The organism is Streptomyces sp. NL15-2K (genome assembly GCF_030551255.1).
In the GTDB taxonomy this organism is placed as follows: Bacteria; Actinomycetota; Actinomycetes; order Streptomycetales; family Streptomycetaceae; genus Streptomyces.
Genome location: NZ_CP130630.1, coordinates 9,251,396 through 9,272,107 on the forward strand (window position 1 = coordinate 9,251,396; position 20,712 = coordinate 9,272,107).

At 69.8% G+C, this 20,712-nt stretch carries 18 protein-coding genes; 15 read left to right on the forward strand and 3 right to left on the reverse strand.

Annotated features, from left to right (window positions below):
- Positions 1 to 381: 381 nt before the first annotated feature.
- The 7 genes from Q4V64_RS41395 (at position 382) to ssuE (ending at position 6,525) form a co-directional block, all read left to right on the forward strand.
- Positions 382 to 1,509 carry an LLM class flavin-dependent oxidoreductase gene (locus Q4V64_RS41395; RefSeq protein ID WP_124438260.1) on the forward strand — a complete coding sequence of 376 codons (1,128 nt, stop codon included), beginning with the start codon at positions 382 to 384 and terminating at the stop codon, positions 1,507 to 1,509.
- Positions 1,506 to 2,042: a GNAT family N-acetyltransferase gene (locus tag Q4V64_RS41400; protein WP_124438259.1), complete on the forward strand. Its 537-nt coding sequence runs from the start codon at positions 1,506 to 1,508 to the stop codon at positions 2,040 to 2,042. Before Q4V64_RS41395 ends, Q4V64_RS41400 begins: the two co-directional genes overlap by 4 nt.
- Entirely contained in the window at positions 2,039 to 2,992 is a 954-nt protein-coding gene (locus tag Q4V64_RS41405) for an ABC transporter substrate-binding protein (protein ID WP_124438258.1), read from the forward strand. Before Q4V64_RS41400 ends, Q4V64_RS41405 begins: the two co-directional genes overlap by 4 nt.
- Before the next feature lie 36 nt (positions 2,993 to 3,028).
- The gene (locus Q4V64_RS41410; protein ID WP_124438257.1) at positions 3,029 to 4,057 is read left to right on the forward strand and encodes an amino acid ABC transporter permease; all 1,029 of its coding nucleotides are present in this window, start codon (positions 3,029 to 3,031) and stop codon (positions 4,055 to 4,057) included.
- On the forward strand, positions 4,054 to 4,818 hold the full coding sequence (locus Q4V64_RS41415) for an amino acid ABC transporter ATP-binding protein (RefSeq protein ID WP_124438256.1): 765 nt from the start codon (positions 4,054 to 4,056) through the stop codon (positions 4,816 to 4,818). Before Q4V64_RS41410 ends, Q4V64_RS41415 begins: the two co-directional genes overlap by 4 nt.
- Before the next feature lie 78 nt (positions 4,819 to 4,896).
- Positions 4,897 to 5,880, forward strand: coding sequence for an ABC transporter substrate-binding protein (locus Q4V64_RS41420; RefSeq protein WP_124438255.1), 984 nt, complete (start codon positions 4,897 to 4,899; stop codon positions 5,878 to 5,880).
- An 87-nt stretch (positions 5,881 to 5,967) separates the two neighbouring features.
- On the forward strand, positions 5,968 to 6,525 hold the full coding sequence (ssuE, locus tag Q4V64_RS41425) for an NADPH-dependent FMN reductase (RefSeq protein ID WP_124438254.1): 558 nt from the start codon (positions 5,968 to 5,970) through the stop codon (positions 6,523 to 6,525).
- Between the two features lie 75 nt (positions 6,526 to 6,600).
- Here ssuE and Q4V64_RS41430 read toward each other — a convergent pair whose 3' ends face one another.
- Genes Q4V64_RS41430 through Q4V64_RS41440 form a run of 3 tightly spaced genes read right to left on the reverse strand, consistent with a single transcriptional unit; the run spans position 6,601 to position 9,456 of the window.
- Complete coding sequence (locus tag Q4V64_RS41430; RefSeq protein ID WP_124438253.1) at positions 6,601 to 7,650, reverse strand: ABC transporter substrate-binding protein; 1,050 nt, start codon at positions 7,648 to 7,650, stop codon at positions 6,601 to 6,603.
- Positions 7,651 to 7,709: 59 nt separating this feature from the next.
- Entirely contained in the window at positions 7,710 to 8,600 is an 891-nt protein-coding gene (locus Q4V64_RS41435) for an ABC transporter permease (RefSeq protein WP_124438252.1), read from the reverse strand.
- A gap of 10 nt (positions 8,601 to 8,610) precedes the next feature.
- Positions 8,611 to 9,456, reverse strand: a complete 846-nt coding sequence (locus Q4V64_RS41440) for an ABC transporter ATP-binding protein (protein WP_124438251.1) — start codon at positions 9,454 to 9,456, stop codon at positions 8,611 to 8,613.
- A gap of 261 nt (positions 9,457 to 9,717) precedes the next feature.
- On the opposite strand from Q4V64_RS41440, the gene Q4V64_RS41445 reads away from it, so the two are divergent.
- The 8 genes from Q4V64_RS41445 to Q4V64_RS41480 all read left to right on the forward strand — a co-directional run bounded on the left by Q4V64_RS41445 (position 9,718) and on the right by Q4V64_RS41480 (position 20,662).
- A complete protein-coding gene (locus tag Q4V64_RS41445; RefSeq protein ID WP_301184477.1) occupies positions 9,718 to 11,385 on the forward strand; it encodes a sensor histidine kinase in 1,668 nt (555 codons plus the stop codon).
- Positions 11,382 to 12,071 (forward strand): response regulator, encoded by a 690-nt coding sequence (locus tag Q4V64_RS41450; RefSeq protein ID WP_124438249.1) that lies wholly within the window; start codon positions 11,382 to 11,384, stop codon positions 12,069 to 12,071. Before Q4V64_RS41445 ends, Q4V64_RS41450 begins: the two co-directional genes overlap by 4 nt.
- Before the next feature lie 132 nt (positions 12,072 to 12,203).
- Positions 12,204 to 12,923: a hypothetical protein gene (locus tag Q4V64_RS41455; protein WP_124438248.1), complete on the forward strand. Its 720-nt coding sequence runs from the start codon at positions 12,204 to 12,206 to the stop codon at positions 12,921 to 12,923.
- Positions 12,924 to 13,330: 407 nt separating this feature from the next.
- The gene (locus Q4V64_RS41460) at positions 13,331 to 14,293 is read left to right on the forward strand and encodes an ABC transporter ATP-binding protein (RefSeq protein WP_124438247.1); all 963 of its coding nucleotides are present in this window, start codon (positions 13,331 to 13,333) and stop codon (positions 14,291 to 14,293) included.
- Positions 14,290 to 15,651, forward strand: coding sequence for an ABC transporter permease (locus tag Q4V64_RS41465; RefSeq protein WP_124438246.1), 1,362 nt, complete (start codon positions 14,290 to 14,292; stop codon positions 15,649 to 15,651). Before Q4V64_RS41460 ends, Q4V64_RS41465 begins: the two co-directional genes overlap by 4 nt.
- Before the next feature lie 4 nt (positions 15,652 to 15,655).
- A complete protein-coding gene (locus Q4V64_RS41470) occupies positions 15,656 to 18,412 on the forward strand; it encodes a bifunctional YncE family protein/alkaline phosphatase family protein (protein ID WP_124438245.1) in 2,757 nt (918 codons plus the stop codon).
- 170 nt (positions 18,413 to 18,582) lie between these two features.
- On the forward strand, positions 18,583 to 19,818 hold the full coding sequence (locus tag Q4V64_RS41475) for a SpoIIE family protein phosphatase (RefSeq protein ID WP_124438244.1): 1,236 nt from the start codon (positions 18,583 to 18,585) through the stop codon (positions 19,816 to 19,818).
- Between the two features lie 109 nt (positions 19,819 to 19,927).
- Positions 19,928 to 20,662 carry a class I SAM-dependent methyltransferase gene (locus Q4V64_RS41480; RefSeq protein ID WP_303714097.1) on the forward strand — a complete coding sequence of 245 codons (735 nt, stop codon included), beginning with the start codon at positions 19,928 to 19,930 and terminating at the stop codon, positions 20,660 to 20,662.
- Positions 20,663 to 20,712: the final 50 nt, after the last annotated feature.

Genomic DNA, 20,712 nt, shown 5'->3' on the forward strand with positions numbered 1-20,712 from the left:
CAACAACGCGTGCGAACGGCCGGCCGTGATGGTCCGGCATCTGGGCGCTGCTTGACGAGGAGCGCGAGGTGCTGCTCAATTAATCGCATGAATGCCCATCAGCGCTTGGTCTCGCGCGACCACATCGACTTCGGTCGGGTGTGGTCGGCCGCGTGTTGCGTCTGACTCGGCAGCGGGCCGTCTGACCGGCCCTTCCCTCCCTCGGTGACCCCGTCGCGGGCCGAGTTCTCTCTTTCTGCGCGCTGCCGCGACTCCGCTTCTCCCGACGCCCGGCGTCGTCACGTTCGCACCGCTCCGTCTTTCTGACGGGCTGTCACCCATGCCTCCACGCAAGGCCGTTCCGTCATGCCTGCGTGCGGTCGCTTCCGAAAGGCCACTCACATGCCTGTGGAGTTCCTCGGCATCGCCGCCACCAACGACGGCTCCGAAACCACGCCACGCTCCGGCGCCGCGTTCGACAAGGAGTACACCCTCCGACTCGCCCGGGCACACGAGGACCACGGCTGGGACCGGGTGCTGTTCGCCTACGGCTCCGGATCGCCGGACCCCGCTCCGGCCGCCGCGTACATCGCGAGCAGGCTGGACCGCCTCCAGATCCTGCTCGCCCACCGGCCCAACGTCTCGTACCCCACCTTCGCCGCCAAGACCTTCGCCACCCTCGACCGGATCAGCGACGGCCGGCTGACCGTGCACTTCATCACCGGGGGCAACGACCACGAGCAGGGCCGCGAGGGCGACACCCTCACCAAGGACGAGCGCTACGCCCGCACCCGCGAGTACATCCGGATCGTCAAGAAGATCTGGACCACCCACGAGACCTTCGACCACGAGGGCGAGCACTACCGTTTCCACGACTTCGTCAGCGACGTCTTCCCCGTCCAGCAGCCCCGCCCGAACGTCTCGTTCGGCGGCTCGTCGCCCGCCGCGTACGCCGCCGGAGGCGCCGAGGCCGACATCTACTGCCTGTGGGGCGAACCTCTGGCGAAGACCGCCGAGCAGATCGAGAACGTGAGGGCCGCCGCGAAGGCCGCGGGCCGCGCCGACGTACCCCGCATCCAGGTCGCCTTCCGCCCGATCATCGCCCCGACCGAGGAGCTGGCCTGGGAGAAGGCTCACCGCACGGTCGGCGCCATCCGGGAACGGCGCGAGGCCGGTCTCGTACGGCACCACCGCGACGGCACCCCTCAAAACGCCGGCTCGCAGCGCCTCGTCGCCATCGCCGAGGCGGGGGAGCGCTACGACCGCGCCCTGTGGACCCCGACCGCCGCCGCGACCGGCGGCGCGGGCAACTCCAACGCCCTGGTCGGCACCCCGGAGACGGTCGCCCAGGCACTCCTCGACTACTACGACCTCGGCGTCGACATTCTCTCCGCCCGCGGCTACGACCTGCTGGGCGATGCCATCGACTTCGGCCGGTACGTGATCCCGATCGTCCGCGAGGAGGTCGCCAAGCGCGACGCCGAGCGTGCGGCACGTCGGACGCAGACCCTCACGGCGGTGGGCGAATGACTTCCGTAGCCCAGCCACCTTTGGCGGAAGCGGACTTGACGGTCATTCATGTCCCCGTCTCGGACCCGCGGGTGACACCCCTGCTGCGCGAACTGGGCGACGAGTACTCGACGCGCTACGGCAAGGACGCCCACGCCGAGATCGCCCGCTATCCCGACAAGGAGTTCACCCCGCCCTACGGCGGACTGCTCCTGCTGCTGCTGGAGCGCGGTGAGCCCGTCGCGGGCGGTGCCTTCCGCCGCTACGACGCGACCACGGCCGAGCTGAAGCGGATCTGGACGCACTCCGCCCACCGCCGCCGCGGCCTCGCCCGCCGTGTCGTCGCCGAGCTGGAGCGCGAGGCGGGCGCCCGCGGCTACCGGCGGATCCACCTGACCACCGGTCCACGCCAGCCCGAGGCCCGCGGCCTGTACCTGGCCACCGGCTACACACCGCTGTTCGACACCGAGGCCGACCCGGAAACCATCGGCCCGCTGCCGTTCGAGAAGCACCTCAACGCCCGGTCGCGCACCCGAAAGGCCTCCGACCTGTGAACCTCCCCGGGATCAGAACCCGCCCGCGTATCGCCGCCGCCCTCGCGCTGCTGCCGCTCCTGGCACTGACCGCCTGCGGCTCCGGCGACACCGGCGCAACGGCGGCGGGTGCTCAGGCCTCTCCCGCGCCGACCGACGACCCGGTCGCCGCCGTACGGAAGGTGGACTCCGTCGCCGCCCTGCTGCCCGCCGACGTACGCGAGGCCGGCACGCTCCGCGTCGGCAGCTCGATCGGGTTCCCGCCCGGGGCGTACTACCCGAACGGCGCGGACAAGGCGCCCGCCGGCCAGGACATCGACATCGCCGACGCGGCGGCCAAGGTGCTCGGCGTCAAGCTGGAGCGGCAGGACGCCTCCTTCGAGACGATCCTGCCCGCCCTCGGCAGCGGCAAGTACGACTTCGGCACCGGCAACTTCGGCGTCACGAGCGACCGCCTGAAGACCATCGACTTCGTCACCTACATCAACGACGGCCAGGGCTTCGCGGTGAAGAAGGGCAACACCGCGCTCGGCACGAAGGTCACCGACCTCACCCAGCTGTGCGGGCTGACCATCGGCACCGGCGCCGGCACCACCTTCGAGTCGACCCTCACCGCGCGGAAGGGGGTGTGCGCCAAGGCGGGCAAGAAGCCGTACGACGTGAAGGTCTACTCGGAGAACGGGGCGACGCTCACCGCGCTCCAGCAGGGCCGGATCGACGTGATCATGTCGACCATCAACGGCCTGCGCTATCAGGCGGCCCGGCCCGCCTCGCAGACCACCTTCCTCGGCGAGTTCCACCGACTCGACGTCGGCTTCGCCTTCAAGAAGGGCTCCCCGCTCACCAAGGCCTTCCAGGCCGCCGTCAACGAGCTGATCGAGGACGGCACGTACGCCCGGATCCTCAAGAAGTGGGGCACCTCCGCATCCGCGATCGAGACGTCGCGGATCAACCCGCCCGAGCACACGTAACGAGTGCACACGTAACGAGTGAGCAGGAACGCCACGATGGGACTCACCACCGATTCCGCCTCCGCGCCACCCGGCGCGGCCTCCCCGGGCACCGACCCCGGGGCCCCGCCCGCCCCGGACGACCCGGCCTCGCTCAAGGTCGTCCCCGCCCGCCACTACGCCCGCTGGGCGGCGGCCGTCGCCGTGATCGTGCTGGTCGCCCAGTTCGCGCACGGTCTGGCCACCAACCCGGTCTGGGAGTGGGGCGTCTTCAGCGACTACGTCCTGTCCGAGACGATCGTCCAGGCGGTGTGGGTCACCCTCCAGCTCACCGCCTACGCCACCGTGCTGGGCTTCCTCCTCGGCACCGTGCTGGCCTTCATGCGGCTGTCGCGCAGCCCGGTGCTGCAGACCGTCGCCTGGACCTACATCTGGATCTTCCGGTCCATCCCGATGATCGTCCAGCTGGTGTTCTGGTTCAACCTGAGCGCGTTGTACGAGAGGTTGGGCGTCGGCATCCCCTTCGGGCCGGTGTTCTGGTCCGTCGACAGCAACAGCCTCATCGGCACCATCGGCGCCGCCATCATCGGGCTGACGCTGCACCAGGCCGCCTACGCCGCCGAGATCGTGCGCGGCGGCGTCATCTCCGTCGACCACGGACAGCTGGAGGCGGCCGCCGCACTGGGCATCCCCCGGCTGCGGCAGATCCGGCGCATCGTGCTGCCGCAGGCCATGCGCGCCATCCTGCCCACGGCCGGCAACGAGATCATCGGCCTGCTCAAGGGCACCTCGGTGGTCTACGTGATGTCCATCGGCGAGCTCTTCTACCAGGTGCAGGTCATCTACGGCCGCAACGGCAGGGTGATCCCGCTGCTGCTGGTCGCCACCGCCTGGTACGTCGTACTGACCTCCTTGCTGTCGGTCGCCCAGTACTACGTGGAGCGCCGCTACGCCCGGGGCGCCAACCGCACCCCGCCGCCCACCCCGCTCCAGCGCGTCCGGCGCTTCGTCCGCAACCTGCGCGCGGCGGCGGCCCAACGCAACCAGCCCGTCACGCCCCTCAAGACCCTGGGAGACAGCCGATGAGTGACGTGATGGTGGACGTCCACGGCGTCCACAAGAGCTTCGGCCCGCTGGAGGTGCTGCGCGGCGTCGACCTCCAGGTCCGCGCCGGCCAGGTCACGGTGATCCTCGGCCCGTCCGGCTCCGGGAAGTCCACGCTGTTGCGCACGATCAACCACCTGGAGAAGGTCAACAGCGGCTGGATCAGCATCGACGGTGAGCTCATCGGCTACCGCCGCTCCGGGGACAAGCTGCACGAGCTGAAGGAGAAGGACGTTCTGAAGCAGCGCACCAACATCGGGTTCGTCTTCCAGAACTTCAACCTCTTCCCCCATCTGACCGTGCTGGACAACCTCGTCGAGGCGCCCGTCTCCGCGCTGCGCCGGCCGCGCAAGGAGGCGGAGGAGACCGCCCGCCGACTGCTGGAGCGGGTCGGACTCGCCGACAAGACCGACGCCTACCCGCGGCAGCTCTCCGGCGGCCAGCAGCAGCGCGTGGCCATCGCCCGCGCACTCGCCCTCGAACCCAAGGTGCTGCTCTTCGACGAGCCCACCTCGGCGCTCGATCCGGAACTGGTCGGCGAAGTCCTCGACGTCATCAAGGACTTGGCCGGCACGGGAACCACCATGATCGTCGTGACCCACGAGATCGGCTTCGCCCGCGAGGTCGCCGACACCGTGGTGTTCATGGACGACGGTGTGGTCGTGGAGCAGGGGCGGCCCGCGGCCGTGCTGGACGCCCCGCGGCACGAGCGCACCCGCGCCTTCCTCTCCAAGGTCCTCTGACCGGCTCTCACCCCCGTTTGACCGGCTCTCACCCCGGTTTCCCACACAACCCACGCAACCCACGCAAGGAGCACGACCATGTCCCCCTCGATCGCCCGCCGCACGACCGCCGCCGCGCTGGGACTGACCGCCGCCCTCGTCCTCGCCGCGTGCAGCAACCCCTCCGACGGCGGCACGACCGAGGTCGCGGCCAAGTCGGGCGGCAAGACGAAGATCAACATCAGCCCGGACCAGGACCGCGTCACCACTGGCAAGGTCGACTCCATCGCCGCCGAGGTCCCGGAGAAGATCCGCAAGAGAGGCACGCTGGAGATCGTCGACTCGTCCGGCTCCGCCGCGCCGCTGATCTTCTACGCCACCGACAACAAGACGGTCATCGGCGTCGAGCCCGACCTCGCCTTTCTGGTCGCCGACGTGCTGGGCCTCAAGCCGCACCTCAACCCGGTCTCCTGGGAGAACATCTTCGTCGGCCTGGACAGCGCCAAGTACGACGTCGGCCTCAGCAACATCACCGTCACCGAGGAGCGCAAGGAGAAGTACGACTTCGCCACCTACCGCGAGGACAACCTGGGCTTCGAGGCGAAGAAGGGCAGCGGTTTCAAGGTCACCGGACCCGAGGACGTGGCGGGCAAGACCGTCGCCGTGAGCAGCGGCACCAACCAGGAGAAGCTGCTGATCGAGTGGAGCAAGGAGAACGAGAAGGCCGGCCGCAAGCCGGTGGACATCAAGTACTACCAGAACGACAGCGACACCTACCTCGCCCTCCAGTCCGGCCGCATCGACCTCTACCTCGGCCCCAACCCGACCGCCGCCTACCACGCGGCCACCACAGGGAGGACCGAGGTCGTCGGCACCTACTCCGGCGCGGGCTCCTCCCTCCAGGGCCTCATCGCGGCCACCACCAAGAAGGGCAACGGACTGGCCAAGCCGCTCGCCGACGCGATCAACCATGTCATCGAGAACGGGACGTACGCCAAGGTGCTGAAGCGCTGGGGGCTGTCCAGCGAGGCCGTGACCAAGTCGGAGATCAACCCGCCCGGCCTGCCCAAGACCAACAAGTAGCCGTCGCGGGGTGCGGGGCCGCCGTCCGCCGCGGTACGCGGTCCCGCACCAGCCCCACGAAAACCTCACGCTCTCGAAGGGTCCACCATGGCCACCGTCCTGTCCGTCTCCGGAAGCCCCTCCGCCACCTCTCGTACCGCCAGGCTGCTGCGCCACCTGGACCGGCGGCTGACGGCCCAGGGGCACGAGGTGATCCCGCTGGACGTCCGCACCCTGCCCGCCGAGGCCCTCCTCGGCGCCGACTTCCGGCACCCGGCGATCGTCGAGGCGACCGAACTGTTCGCCCGGGCCGACGGGGTGGTGATCGGCACGCCCGTCTACAAGGCCGCCTATTCCGGGCTGCTGAAGTCCCTGCTGGACCTGCTGCCGCAGTACGGCCTGCTCGGCAAGACCGTCCTTCCGCTGGCGACCGGCGGGACCACGGCCCACGTCCTGGCGATCGACTACGCGCTGCGCCCGGTGCTCAGCTCCATGGGCGCCGCGCACATCGTCCAGGGCTGGTTCACGCTCGACACGGACATCGTGGTGGGCGACGACGGCACCCTGACCGTCGCGCCGGGCCCGGCCGAGGCCCTCGCGCAGGTCCTCGACCAGTTCTCCGAAGCCCTGGACAGCCGTACGGCCCTGCTGGCGGCCGCCGGATGAGCGGCGGCGGGACGGTGTCGGACGTCCCTCGTCCCGGAGCGGGCGGGGGGCACCCGGAGACGAGGGACGCAGGTGTCACTTGGCCTTGTTGACGAAGTCGTCGGTGTAGGTCTTGGACAGGTCGACGGTGTGGCCCTTGACCGTGGGGTCGAAGGCGGAGAGGACCTTCAGGACCGTCTTGGCGCCGTCGGAGGGCATCAGGCCGGTCGGTGAGTACATGCCCTTCTCGTTCTGCAACGCCTTGGTGTAGACGTCCTTGCCGACGCCCGAGTAGTAGTCGGCCGGCATCTTGTCGGCGATCTGGGCGGCGGTGTGGGTCTGGATCCACTTGAGCGTCTCGACGTAGGCGTTGACGAGCTTCTGCACGGTGGCAGGGTTCTTCTGGACGTACTCCGTGGTCATGTAGAGGCAGGACGCCGGGTATGTGCCGCCCAGTGCCGCTTTGGCGCCGGCCGCGGTGCGCATGTCGATCAGCGGCTGGGCCAGCTTCTTCTGCTCCAGCATGGAGATGGTGGGTTCGGTGGTCATGCCGGCGTCGATCTGCTTGTTCTGCATGGCGGCGACGAAGGTGGAGCCCGCGCCGACGGCGACGGAGGTGGCCTTGCCCGGCTTGACGCCGTTCTTGGTCGCCAGGTACTCGGTGAGGAAGTTGGTGGAGGAGCCGAGGCCGGTCACGCCGAGGTGCTTGCCGGAGAAGTCGGCCGGGCTCTTGATGCTCGAGGCCTCGTTGCTGCGGACCATCTCCACCTCGCCGGGCGCTTGGAGCAGTTGGACCACGGACTCGGTGGACTTCCCCTTGGACTGCAGGTCGATGTTGTGGTCGTAGAAGCCGACGACCGCGTCGATCTGGCCGGAGATCATGGCGGTCTCGGCCTCGACGCCGGCGGGTTCGTCGGAGAGCTTCACATTGATGCCCTGCGCCTTGTAGTAGCCGAGCTTCTGGGCCAGCATCACCGGCAGGTAGATCTGCTTGTCCAGGCCGCCGACCATGATTCTGACGGTGGGCGTTCCATCGGATCCCTTGGCGGCGGACTGGGTGCTCGACCCACCGGCGCAGGCGGTGAGGGTGAGGGCCAGGGCCGCGCAGGCGGCGGCGGGGATCAGGGTGTTCTTGGCCAGCTTCATCGCTGGTCTCCTTTGTGGTGTGTCGTGTGCGGTGTGCGTGGTGAAGGCCGGGAGGGTGACTACAGGCCGCTGTCGGCCGACAGCTGAGTGGGCCGCCAGCGCAGCACCTTCTTCTCGAAGCGGGTCACGAGGAACTCGGCGATCAGGGCGAGCACGGCGATGATCAGGGTTCCGGCGTAGACGCCGTCGGCGTTGAAGTTGCCCTGGGCCTGGGCGATCAGCTGGCCGAGACCGGCCTGGGCGCCGAGCATCTCGCCGACGATGGCGCCGATGAGCGCGAAGCCGAAGGCGGCGTGGAGGGAGGCGACGATCCAGGTCATCGCCGAGGGCAGGACGACCTGGGAGGTCACCCGCCATTCGGAGGCGCCCAGGATGCGGGCGTTGGCGATCAGGTTGCGGTCGACCTCGCGGGTGCCCTGGAAGGCGTTGAAGAAGACCGAGAAGAAGACCAGCACCACGGCGAGCGCGACCTTGCCGGACGGGCCGAGGCCGAACCAGATGATGAACATCGAGCCGAGCACGATGCGCGGGATGGAGTTGGCCGCCTTGATGAACGGTGCCATCACGTCCGCCAGCGCCCGGATCCGGCCCAGGGCGATCCCCAGGACGACTCCGGCGACGGTGCCGATGAGGAAGCCGAGGACGGTCTCCTGCATCGTGACGCCGATGTTGTGCCAGATGGAGCCGAGCGAGGTGCCGTCGGTGAACCAGGTCTTCAGCTGCTGGACGACGCCGTCGGGGGAGCCGTAGGTGAACTTGTCGAGCGAGCCGCTGGAGGCGCCGAGCTGCCAGCCGCCGAGCACCAGCACGACCAGCCCGATCTGCGCGAGCAGGGTGAGCAGCCGGCGGCGGCGCGTGCGGGTCCTCGCGCTGCGGATCAGCGCGGCCTCGTCGGCGGGGAGCGGGGGAGCGGCGGGGCCGGGGTCCCCATTGATGAGCAGGTCGGTCATCGCGGGTCTCCTAGACCGAGGTGGGGGCGGGAGTGGTCTTGGCGCCTGCTGTGCGGGCGTAGGCGAGGGTGACCTCGTCGCGGAGGGTCTCCCAGATCTGCTCGTAGATCTCGATGAAGTGCGGGTCGAAGCGGATCTCCTGGACCGTGCGGGGGCGGGGCAGGTCGACGGGGAAGGTGTCCTTGACCGTGCCGGGGCCGACGGTGAGGACCACGACCTTGTCGGCGAGCGCGATGGCCTCCTCCAGGTCGTGGGTGACGAAGACGACGGCCGGGCGGGTCAGTTCCCACAGGGACAGCAACTCGTCCTGGACGATCTGCCGGGTCTGCACGTCGAGCGCGGAGAACGGCTCGTCCATCAGCAGGATCTCGGGCTCGTTGATCAGCGTCTGGGCCAGCGCCACCCGCTTGCGCATGCCGCCGGACAGCTGGTGTGGCAGCCGGTCCTCGAAGCCGGACAGGCCGACCCGGCGCAGCCAGTCCCGCGCCTTGGGGACGGCCTCCTTCTTCGGTGTGCCGCGGAACTGCGGGCCGGCCGCCACGTTGTCCAGCACCGACTTCCACGGGAAGACGGCGTCGGTCTGGAACATGAAGCCGACCCGGGGGTCGGTCCCGGTGACCGGTTCGCCGTGGATCAGGGTCCGTCCCGCGTTCACCTGTTCCAGCCCGGAGATCAGCGAGAGAGTGGTCGACTTGCCGCAGCCGGTCGGGCCGACCACCGCGCAGAACTCGCCGGGGGCCACCGTCATGTCGAGGTCGCGCAGCGCGGTGTAGACCCCGCCTGACGGGGTGCGGAACCGTTTGGTCGCCTGGCGCAGCTCGATCGCCGGAGCCGCACCGGTCACTGATTCGGTCACTGCATCGCACCGCCTTGGGAAGGTGTCGGAAAAAGAAGGTTGCGCCGATGTTTCCGGCGGGTGACGAGAACGTAGGCCTGTGGCCGAGGCGCGGCGAGACTTCCGAAGGTTGCGCGGGTTTCCCACGTTGAATGGGGTTCTGCGCGTTCTGCTCAGCGATCAGGGGGCTGGGCAGAATGTCCGCAGGCAGGCACAATCACGCCACCACGGGTACGGCGCAGGGGCCTGCCCGGCACATGTACGACAGGGGCGAACGCACCTGTGATATCCATCCGAATCCGGATCGGCCGCGGCGGGGCGGGGAGGCTCTCCGCGCGGATCCTGGCCAACCAGCTGGTCATCCTCGCGCTCACCGGCGTCATCGGCTTCGTGCTGTTCGCCGTCGCGCAGCGGGCCGAGCTCGATCGCGCCTACGAACAGCGCGCACTGGCCATCGCCCAGACCACGGCCGCCGAACCGCAGATCCAGCAGGCCATGGAGTACGGCGGCGGCGGCGACGTGGTCCAGACCGTCGCCGAACGGATCCGCACCGCGGCGGGGGCGTCGTACGTGGTCGTGACCGACCTGCACGGCATCCGCTACTCGCACCCCATGCCGGCGCTGATCGGCAAGACCGTGACCGACCCGCTCGCGGCACGGGACGGACGTCCGCACGTCGGCATCGACCAGGGCGCCACCGGACGCTCCGCCAACGGCCAGGCGCCGCTGTACGGGCCCACCGGCACGCTGGTCGGCGAGGTGTCGGCGGGCCTCCCGGAGCGCGACGTCCTCGGTGAGCTGTGGCGGGAGCTGCCCACCTTCGGCCTGTACGCCGCGATTGCCGTCGCTCTTGGTTCAACGGCCGCGTTCTTGCTGGCCAGGCGGTTGAAGCGGACGACCTTCGGACTGGAGTTGGAGGAGATCACCGGGCTGCTCCAGGACCGCGAGGCGATGCTCCACGGCATCCGCGAGGGGGTGATCGCCTTCGACCCCGACGGCAGGATCACCGTGGTCAACGACGAGGCCCGCCACCTGCTCGGCCTCGGCACCGCGCTCGGCGACAGGCTGGAGGACGTCCTGCCGGACGGGCGGCTGCGCCGCGCCCTGGACGGCTCCCTGACCGGCACCGACCTCAGTGTGCTGACCGACGACCACTGCCTGGTCGTCAACCGGATGCCGGTCGCGCTGCGAGGCCGGGAACTGGGCGCCGTGGTCACCGTCCGCGACCGCACCGAACTGGTCGGCCTGCTGCGGGAACTGGACTCGGTGCGCGGCCTGACCGACGCACTGCGCGCCCAGCAGCACGAGTTCACCAATCGCATGCACACGGTGGCCGGACTTTTGGACATCGGCGATCACGACGCCGCCTTCGAGTTCGCCGTCGAGACGGCCGGCGCCGAGCAGGCACTCACCGAGTCCGTACGCCGGCGCATCGGCGACCCTCTGATGGTCGGGCTGATCGTGGCCAAGACCACCGTCGCCGCGGAACGCGGGGTCCGGCTCGTGCTGAGCGACGACTCCGCACTCGGCGAGGACCCGCCGCATCTGCGCCGGCTGCTGACCGTCGTCGGCAACCTGCTGGACAACGCGATCGACGCGGCGGCCGACGGGCCGCGCCCGGAGAGTGGCCGTGAGGTGCGGCTTTCGCTGCTCGAGGACATCGACGAGATGACCGTGCGGGTGGCGGACAGCGGTGCGGGAATCCCGCCGGGCGCCGCCGACGCCGTCTTCGAGGACGGCTGGTCCACCCGGCCGGACCGGGGCACCGCCCGGCGCGGCCTGGGCCTGGCCCTCGTCCACCGGCTGGTGCAGCGCCACGGCGGCACCATCACGGTCTCCGAGGGCCCGGGCGCGGTCTTCACCGTCGTACTGCCCCTGCCGGACGTCACCCCCGCGCCGCGGGGAGCCCTGTTCACCACGGCCCTGCCGGCGGGAGGTGACCTAGGATGATCCGGACTCTGGTGGTGGACGACGACTTCCGGGTGAGCCACATCCACAGCGACTACGTGTCCCGTGTCGAGGGCTTCGAGGTGGTCGCCGAGGCGGCCACCGTGGCTCAGGCGCTGGACGCGGTCCACACCCTGCGCCCCGACCTGCTGCTGCTCGACGTCTTCCTGCCGGACGGCAGCGGACTCGACGTGCTGCGACAGCTCAGCGGGGACGAGGGCGGCGACCGCCCCGACGCCATCATGATCACCGCCGACCGGGACATCACCTCGGTGCGGATCGCCATGAAGCTCGGCGCCGTGGGGTACCTGGTCAAACCCTTCGGCTCCGCCGACCTGGCCAAGCGGCTCCTGGCCTACCGCGAACTCCAGCACCGCATGGACGTCCTCGGCTCGATCCCGGAAACCGACCAGGCCGACGTGGACGCCCTCTTCAGTGCCGCCCGTCCGCCCGCCGTCCCCCGGGTGCCGGCCAAGGGCCACTCCGCACCGACCCTCGCCCTCCTGCACCAGATCCTCCGCACCGCCCACAGCGACCTGTCCGCCGCCGAGGCCGCCGAACTCACCGGCGTCTCCCGCGCCACGGCCCAGCGGTACCTGTCCTACCTCGTCAAGGAAGGCATGGTCCGGCTCGAACTCCGCTACGGGGCCACGGGCCGGCCCGAACACCGCTACCGAATCGCCAACTGACCGTCGTCGGCCACCGTGTTCGGGTCGCGTCCAGGCCCGGACCAGCCTCGGGCAACTTCGAGCCCCAGAACCGCCAAAACTCTGGCAAAGGGGTCTGGGGCAACCGCCAGGCACCATGCCATCGTGCCTGCCATGACGACAGATCACCTCACGCACGACCGGCCCACGGGCCCCGTACGGCACGCGGCGAGCAAGGTGCCGGAGGTGACCGTCTACTTCTGGATCATCAAGGTGCTGACGACCGGCATGGGCGAGACCGCCTCCGACTTCCTCGCCCACTGGCTCGGCCCGATCCCCGCCGTCGGCCTCGGCGCAGTCGCCCTGGTGGCCGCCCTGGCCGTGCAGTTCGCCGCCCGCCGGTACGTGGCCTGGATCTACTGGACGGCGATCGTCATGGTCAGCGTGTTCGGCACGATGGCCGCGGACGTCCTGCACGTCGGCCTCGGTGTGCCGTACACGCTCTCGACCCCGTTCTTCATGGCCGCGCTCGCCGTCGTTTTCGCCCTCTGGCACCGCAGCGAGCGCACCCTGTCCATCCACAGCATCCACACCCGGCGCCGCGAGAGCTTCTACTGGGCCGCCGTGCTGGCCACGTTCGCGCTGGGCACCGCCGCGGGGGATCTGACGGCCACCATCGGCCTCGGCTACCTGGGCTCCGCCGTCCTGTACGCCGCCGCGATCGCCGTCCCTGCCGTCGCCCACCGCCGGGGCGGCCTGAACGCGGTGACCGCGTTCTGGGCGGCGTACGTCGTCACGCGCCCGCTCGGTGCCTCCGTCGCCGACTGGATGGCCGTGAGCCACGACCGAGGCGGACTGAACCTAGTGCCCCGGCAGGCAACGTTTGCCCGTTGAGGAGCGGCGTCCGGTGCGTGCTCTCGGCGTGCCGGCCGGAAGGCTCCGTCGATGGACCGGACGTACTTGGGCTTTCGGCCGGTGCGGCGAGTGGGGGCACCTCCCACGCCTTTAGGGCAGTGGGGGAGCGTGCCGGGCGTCGCGACGGGGCGAACGTTGCCTGTCGGGGCACTAGGCCTCGGGCCGGTCACGTTGTCGTGGACGGTGGCCATCCTCGGCTTCGTCGGCTACCTGGCCGCCTCTCGCAAGGACATCCGGCACGACAGCATGCCGTGATGCCGTTTTTACTCCGTACACACGGACTTGCCGATGCCTTGACGATCCGTTCTGTGGACGTTCAACCAGCGGTCCCTGCCCGGGGTGTGTGCCGCGTCTAGGTTCCTTCACGGTCGTGAAGGAAGGGACTCATGGACGCACTCCTCGCAATCCGGGCTCGCGGGATCACCAAGTGTTTCGGCGACGTCGTCGCACTCGACGGCATCGATCTGGATGTGACGCAGGGGCAGATCCACGGCTTGGTCGGACCGAACGGCGCAGGCAAGACGACCTTGCTCGGCCTCCTGCTGGGCCTGGCCGTCGCCGACAGCGGCCGCCTCGAGATCCTGGGTACGCGGGTCGGGCGGGCGCTCGCCGCTCCCGGCGGTGTCGCCGGCTTCGTGGACGGGCCCGGACTCTACCCCTCGCTCACGGCCAGGCAGAATCTCGCCGCGCTGGCCGCTCTTCGCGGCAGCGACGCGCGGACAGCGGGAATCGACGACGTGCTCGACCAGGTCGGGCTCATCGATGTCGCCGACGACCGGACCCGCGGATTCTCCCTCGGCATGCGCCAGCGGCTCGGGCTCGCCGCCGCCCTGCTCACAGAGCCCCGGCTGCTCGTGCTCGACGAACCTGCCAACGGCCTCGACCCGGCCGGCACAAAACACGTACACGGTGTCCTCACCCGGCTCGCGGCGGACGGAACCAGCGTCGTGCTCTCGAGCCATCGCATGGACGACCTCGGGGCGCTGTGCTCCGAGGTCACCATCCTCGCCACCGGACGGGTCGTCTTCTCCGGCCCGTTGACCAAGCTGGCCGCCGAAAACCGTGAACTCGCCTACCGGTTGCTCACCTCCGACCCGAAGGCCGCCCGGCGGGTGGCTGACGACACGGCCGGGATCCGCGTCGTCGACGACGCCGTGACACGGCACGACGCCAACGTGCTCGTCGTGCGCGCGCTCGTGCCCGCCCTCGACGAACTGGTGGTGCGGCTCGTAGGCGCCGGCGTCGCGGTGCGCGAACTCACCCCCGTGGTGTCGCCGCTCGAGGCCGCGTTCCTCGCCCTCACCGAGCAGCACGAGCAGCACGAGCAGCATCAGGAGGCCGGCAGATGACCGCGACCGTAGTCAACGACCAGGCTGCCGTTGCCAGTCGGGTCTCCGTGCCGCGCGGCTACCGCTTCGAGCTGGTGAAGCTGGTTTCACAATGGCGGATCCGCTTGCTGGTCCTCGCCTGCTGGATCGCACCGGCGCTCTTCGTCGCCGTGGTGAGCCGGCAGAGCACGCTCCCCACCGACACCCTCTTCGGTCGCTGGATGCACGCCACGGGGTGGGCCGGACCGCTGGTGATGCTCGGTTTCGCGGGCACCTGGGCGCTCCCGCTGCTGACCTCGGTGGTCGCCGGTGACGTGTTCGCCTCCGAGGACCGGCTCGGTACCTGGCGCCACCTGCTCGTGGCGGTCCGCTCCCCTCGACGGATCTTCGCGGCGAAGGCACTGGCCAGCCTCAGCGTCATCCTGCTGCTCGTAGCGGGGCTGGCCTGTTCCAGCACGGTCGGCGGGGTCGTGGCGGTCGGCGACCAGCCGCTGGCCGGCCTCGACGGCCACCTGCTGGCGCCGTCGGACGCCGCCGGAAAGGTCCTCCTCGCCTGGGTCTGTGTGCTCGCCCCGACCCTGGCCCTCGCCGCGATCGGACTGCTCGGGTCGGTCGCGCTGGGACGGTCCCCGATGGGACTGCTGCTGCCCGCGCTCGTCGCGCTCGCGATGCAGCTCGCCCAGATGCTTCCGCTGCCCGTCGCCGTACGCCTCGCCCTGCCCAGCTACGCCTTCATCGCCTGGAACGGTCTGTTCACCAGCCCCATGCAGCTCGGCCCGCTCCTGATCGGCATCGTTGTCAGCCTGGCGTGGGCCGTGCTCGCGACCGCGCTGGCTTACGTGCTCTTCCTGCGGCGCGACTTCACCAACCCGACCTACGACGGCTCCGGACGCCGCGCTGTCACCACCGGACTCCTGCCGCTGGCCGCACTGGTCGCCCTCACGGTCACGGTCGTCACCGTGGCGACCCCGTCCACGGGTTCCGGAATCCAGCAGGACAAGGTGCAGCGGTCGGTCGCCACGGCCTTCGCCCACCTCTACCGCTTGCAGACCGAGCAGCTCAACCGCCCCGACGTCACCGAGGCGCAGCTGCGGGCCACGGCCGCGTGCGACAAGGGCGCCGGCCGGCTCGCCGCCGAGGGACCGGGCAACGACTGGCGCTGCGTCGTCTCCTGGCATCTCCCCGGTGTCGAGGCCACAGGGCAGGCCGTCTACCAGCTCGACGTCACCGCGGACGGGCGGTTCGTCGCCGATGGCGACGGACCTAAGGAAGTGAACGGCTACTTCCTGGTGCGGACCCCGATCGGGGACGCACCGAACCCGCTCTGGCAGTTCGACAGCAACGTCGAACTGCTCTCCACCCCACCCCCGAAGGGATAACTCCATGCAGGTAACACGCCGCCGCAGGCGTGTCGAGAAGGAGCGTTCCGGATTTCTCGGCAGACGCCTCGGCCGCCGGATACCCCTGCTGACGACGGGCACCACCGCTGTCGCCCTCGTCGCCGCCGGCACCGCATTCGCCCAGACGACCCAGTTCGGCACCGACCAGGTCGGCCAGGTCACCGATCATGGCCAGGTCATCTCCAGCGACCAGTACATCGCCCCGTACGGCGACCACCTCGTCGTCGACAACGGCAAGATCATGTCGTCCTCGGTCAGCCCGGACGGCACCCACCTCGCGGCCTCGGTCACCGACGGCGGGGCGGCGCTGTCCATCGTGGACCTGAAGAACTGGAAGGTGCAGCAGCTCGTCGGCAACTCCGCGTCGTCGAACCCGCGCATCAGCGGCAATGACGTGGGCCAGGAAGGCCCAACGTACTCACCCGACGGCAAGCAGCTGTGGCTGGGCCAGACCGACGGCTACACCAAGTTCACCGTGAACCCGGACGGCGGCGTCGCCGACCCGACGGCCGTCAAGATCCCGGCGGACGGGGCCAAGCACGCTCTGGTGGGCGAGGCGGTGTTCTCGCCCGACGGCTCCACCGTGTACTCCGCCGTCAACGGCCAGAACCGAGTGGTCGCCATCGACACGGCGACCGGGACCATCGAGCAGAGCTGGGCCGTGGGCAACGCCCCGCGTGACATGGTCGAGGTCGGATCCAAGCTCTACGTCAGCAATGAGGGCGGGCGCCCGGCGAAGCCCGGCGACACCACCATCAACTCGTACGGCACCCAGGTGCCGGCCAGCCCGGTGACCGCCGCCACCACCACCGGCACGGTCAGCGTCATCGACCTGGCGAACCCGTCCGCCGCCGTCGCAAGCATCAACGTCGGCCTGCACCCGACCGCGCTGTACGCCAAGAAGGGCGCGCTGTTCGTCACCAACACCGCCACCAACGACGTGTCGGTCATCAACACCGCCGACGACAAGGTCGTGCAGACCATCGCCACCCAGCCGTGGCCGGAGGCGTCCGTGGGCTACGAGCCCGACGCGGTGACGCTCACCGACGACGGCCACCTGCTGGTGACGCTCGGCCGCGCCAACGCGGTCGCCGTCTACCGGTACACGAGCCCGCAGGAGCCGGTCAGTTACGTCGGCCTGCTCCCGACGGACTACTTCCCCGCGGAGATCGCTACCGTCGGCAACCAGGTGCTGGTCTCCAACACCCGTGGTGTCGACGCCCGCCGCCCCACCAACAGCGCCGGGCACGGCACCCACGACACGACCTCGAGCCTGCAGCGCTTCACACTGCCGGACGACAGCGTCATCAAGTCCGAGACGGCCAAGGTCTTCCAGCAGAACGGCTGGAACGCCGGCTCGGTCGCGCCGACCGACGGCAAGAGCACGGTGAAGCCGGTGTCGGTCCCCGCGCGGCTCGGCGACCTCTCGACGATCAAGCACGTCTTCCTGATCGTCAAGGAGAACCGGACCTACGACCAGGTCCTCGGCGACATGCCGCAGGGCAACGGCGATCCGTCGCTGGCGGAGTTCGGCGAGAACGTGACGCCGAACCAGCACGCGCTGGCCCAGCAGTTCGGGCTGTACGACAACATGTACGACATCGGCACGAACTCCGCCGAGGGCCACAACTGGCTGATGCAGGCCGACGATCCGGAGTACACCGAGTCCTCTGCCGGTGAGTACGCACGCAGTTACGACACCGAGGACGACGCACTCGGCCACCAGCGGACCGGGTTCCTCTGGACCGGCGCCCAGGCGGCCGGCAGGTCCGTACGGGACTTCGGCGAGTTCCAGCAGTTCCTGACCAAACCGTCGGGCGCGACCTGGCAGAACCTGTACTGCGACGCCAAGAACATGGACGCGACCGGGCAGGACACCGCCTACACCCTGAACTCGTCCTCGCCGATCCCGTCCCTCAACGACGTGTCGGTGCACGGCTTCCCGAAGTTCGACACCAGCATCCCGGACATCTACCGGGAGCAGATCTGGAAGCGTGACTTCGAGAAGAACGGGCCGGCGAACCTGAACATGTTCTGGCTCTCCAGCGACCACACCGGTGGCCCGGCGAACGCCGCCTCCCAGGTCGCGGACAACGACCTCGCGACCGGCAGGATCGTCGACGAGATCTCGCACAGCAAGTACTGGAAGGACTCGGCGATCTTCGTCGTCGAGGACGACTCCCAGGCCGGCCTCGACCACGTCGACGGCCACCGCGCCCCGATCCAGATCATCAGCCCCTGGGCCCGGCACGGCACCGTCGACAACCACTACTACACCCAGATCACGATGATCCGGACCATCGAGCAGATCCTCGGCATCCACCCGATGAACCAGAAGGACAGCGCGGCCACCCCGATGCGTGGGGCGTTCACCCAGCACCCGGACTACACACCGTTCAAGGCGCTGCCCAACCGGACCTCGCTGACCACGGGCCTGTCGACCCCGCCTGCCTGCGGCGTGGACACCCCGGCGCCCCAGGACCCCAGTGCGGCCGCGGTGCCGTCGGCGAAGGTGCCGGCGGACGAGCGGGCGGTCGCGGCGAAGTGGGAGGACTGGAAGTCGCACCAGCGGCTGACCGGCCCGAACGCCGTACCCGACTTCGCGAACCCCGCGCAGATGAACCACTTCACGTGGTACCAGACGCACGACTGGAAGAAGCCGTACCCCGGCGAGAGCAAGATTCTCACGCCGGACGACGTACCGGGCGCCTACCTCCCGTCGCCGGAGTCCGACGGCTGACGCAGCCCTGATCCCCGCACAGGCCCCCTGGTCGGCGTCACCGCTGACCAGGGGGCCTCCTCTATGTCCCGGGCAACGGACCGGCAGACGTCCGGCGGGCGCGCCTGGCGGACACCTCGTAGGTTGGAGAGGCAAGCGGTCGCGCTCGTAAAGATCGGCAGGTCACGCGCGTGACGACAGCAGAGATCGATTTCGAGGAGCTGTTCGACGCCGCACCGAACCCGTACCTGGTGCTGGACGCCGACCTGGTGGTCCGCTACGCCAACCGGGCCTACCTCCAGGTCACTGGCCGGACCCGCGAAGGGCTGGTCGGGCGGTACATCTTGGAGGCGTTTCCGGACACCCCCGCCGCGCCGGAAGCGGCGCGTGACTTCGGCGCCTCACTCCAGCGCGTGCTGGACTCCCGGGAGCCCGATGTGGTGGCACCGCACCGATTCGACATTTCCGTCGCCGGCGGGCCGGGCGACCTCGAGGAGCGCTGGTGGTGCGGGATGTCCAGCCCCGTCCTGGGGCCGGACGGCACCGTGAAATGGATCATCGCGCGGGCCGACGACGTCACCGAGTTCATGCGTTCCCCTGTCATCCGTGAGCTCGCCCCGCCGCTGAACAAGCAGGCGACAGGGATCGCGGCCCAGGTCTACGCCCGGTCACACGATCTGGAACAGCTGAACGAGCAACTGCGCCAGGCGCATGCCCACGAACGGGAAATCGCCGTCACCCTGCAGGAGGTCATGCTCCGCTCGCCCGACCTGGACAGGCACCGGGACATCGCCGTGCGCTACCTGCCCGCCAGCGGATCACTCAACGTGTGCGGTGACTGGTACGACGTGGTCGATCTGCCGCCCGACCGCTGCTCCATCGCTGTCGGGGACGTCGTGGGCCACGGCCTGCAGGCCGCCGCCGTCATGGGCATGCTGCGCAGCGCCCTGAGCGCGGCCATCCGAGCCGTTCCCAGCCCCGCGCAGGCCCTGGAGGTACTGGGCCTGTACGCCCGGGCGGTCGACGGCGCGCTGGCCACCACCGTGGCCAAAGTGCTCATCGACCCGCGCAGCCGGCTGATCATCTACAGCAACGCCGGCCACCCACCGCCGGTACTGCTCCATCCGGACGGCAGCCGGCAACTGCTGGACCAAGCCACGGATCCACCGCTGGGCGCCCGACCGGAACATGTCCCCCGCCCTCAGGCCGTCCTGTCCTACACCCCGGGGGACACCCTCGTGCTCTACACCGACGGGCTCATCGAACGCCGCGGTGAAGACATCGATATCGGTCTGGCCCGGCTGACCGACTCCCTCGCCCAGTACAGCACCCTCCCCGTCGAAGAACTCGCCGATGCGCTGCTGGCCCACCTGGGCGTCGACGGCGGTGGCTGGGACGACATCGCCCTGGTCGTCGTCCGTCTGTGACCGTATCCGCGGGCATCACGGCCGATGTGACAGCGCGTCCGGCCTTGCGCCGAAGCCTCATCTAGATGAAAATGACAATCGTATTCATCTAGCTCCGGGGGTTGTCGTGTTGGATCCGTACGAACGCTCGGCCGAGTACCTCGACCTCATGATCGCCGGGACATGGCAGTCCCTAGGCCCGGCGTTGGCCGAAGCGCTCCAGCAGGTGAAGGCGGGGCCCGGGCCGGTGGTCGATGTCGGGGCCGGTACCGGCAGGGGAGTGCGAGTGATCTGTGCCGCGCTTGAGGGCGATGACCCCGTGCTGGCCGTCGAGCCCTCTTCCGCCATGCGCGCCGTGCTGCTGGCGCGCGTCCACGACGACCCTGACCTGCGCGAGCGCGTCACGGTGCTGGCGGAGGACGCCGTACGCGCCTCGCTCCCCGACGGTCTGCGCGCGATGGTCGCGATGAACGTACTGGGACACCTGCCGCCGGCCGAACGGCGGGCCTTGTGGGCGGGTGCCGCACGCCGACTCGCAACCGGCGGCGCACTCGTCGTCAGCGTCACTCCGCCCTTCGCGCCCGAGCAGGTTCCGCGCACTCGGATGGCTTCGGTGGCCGTGGGCGCCCTCCACTACGAGGGGTGGGCCACCGCGGAGCCCTCGGGGGAGGACGAGATCACGTGGCGCATGGACTACCGCGTCCTGCGGGACGGTCGGCCGCTGTCCGAGGTCACGGTCGACTACCGCTGGTGGGTGGCGAGCGAGAGCCGGCTGGCCGAGGAGGCCGCCGAAGCCGGGCTGGTGATGCGGCCCGTAGGGCAGCCCGGTCTCGGGCTGCACCTCCTCACGCGCCCGGGTGAGTAACGCCTGCTGTCCGGAATGACCCATCACACCGTCCATATCTTCCACGGAGC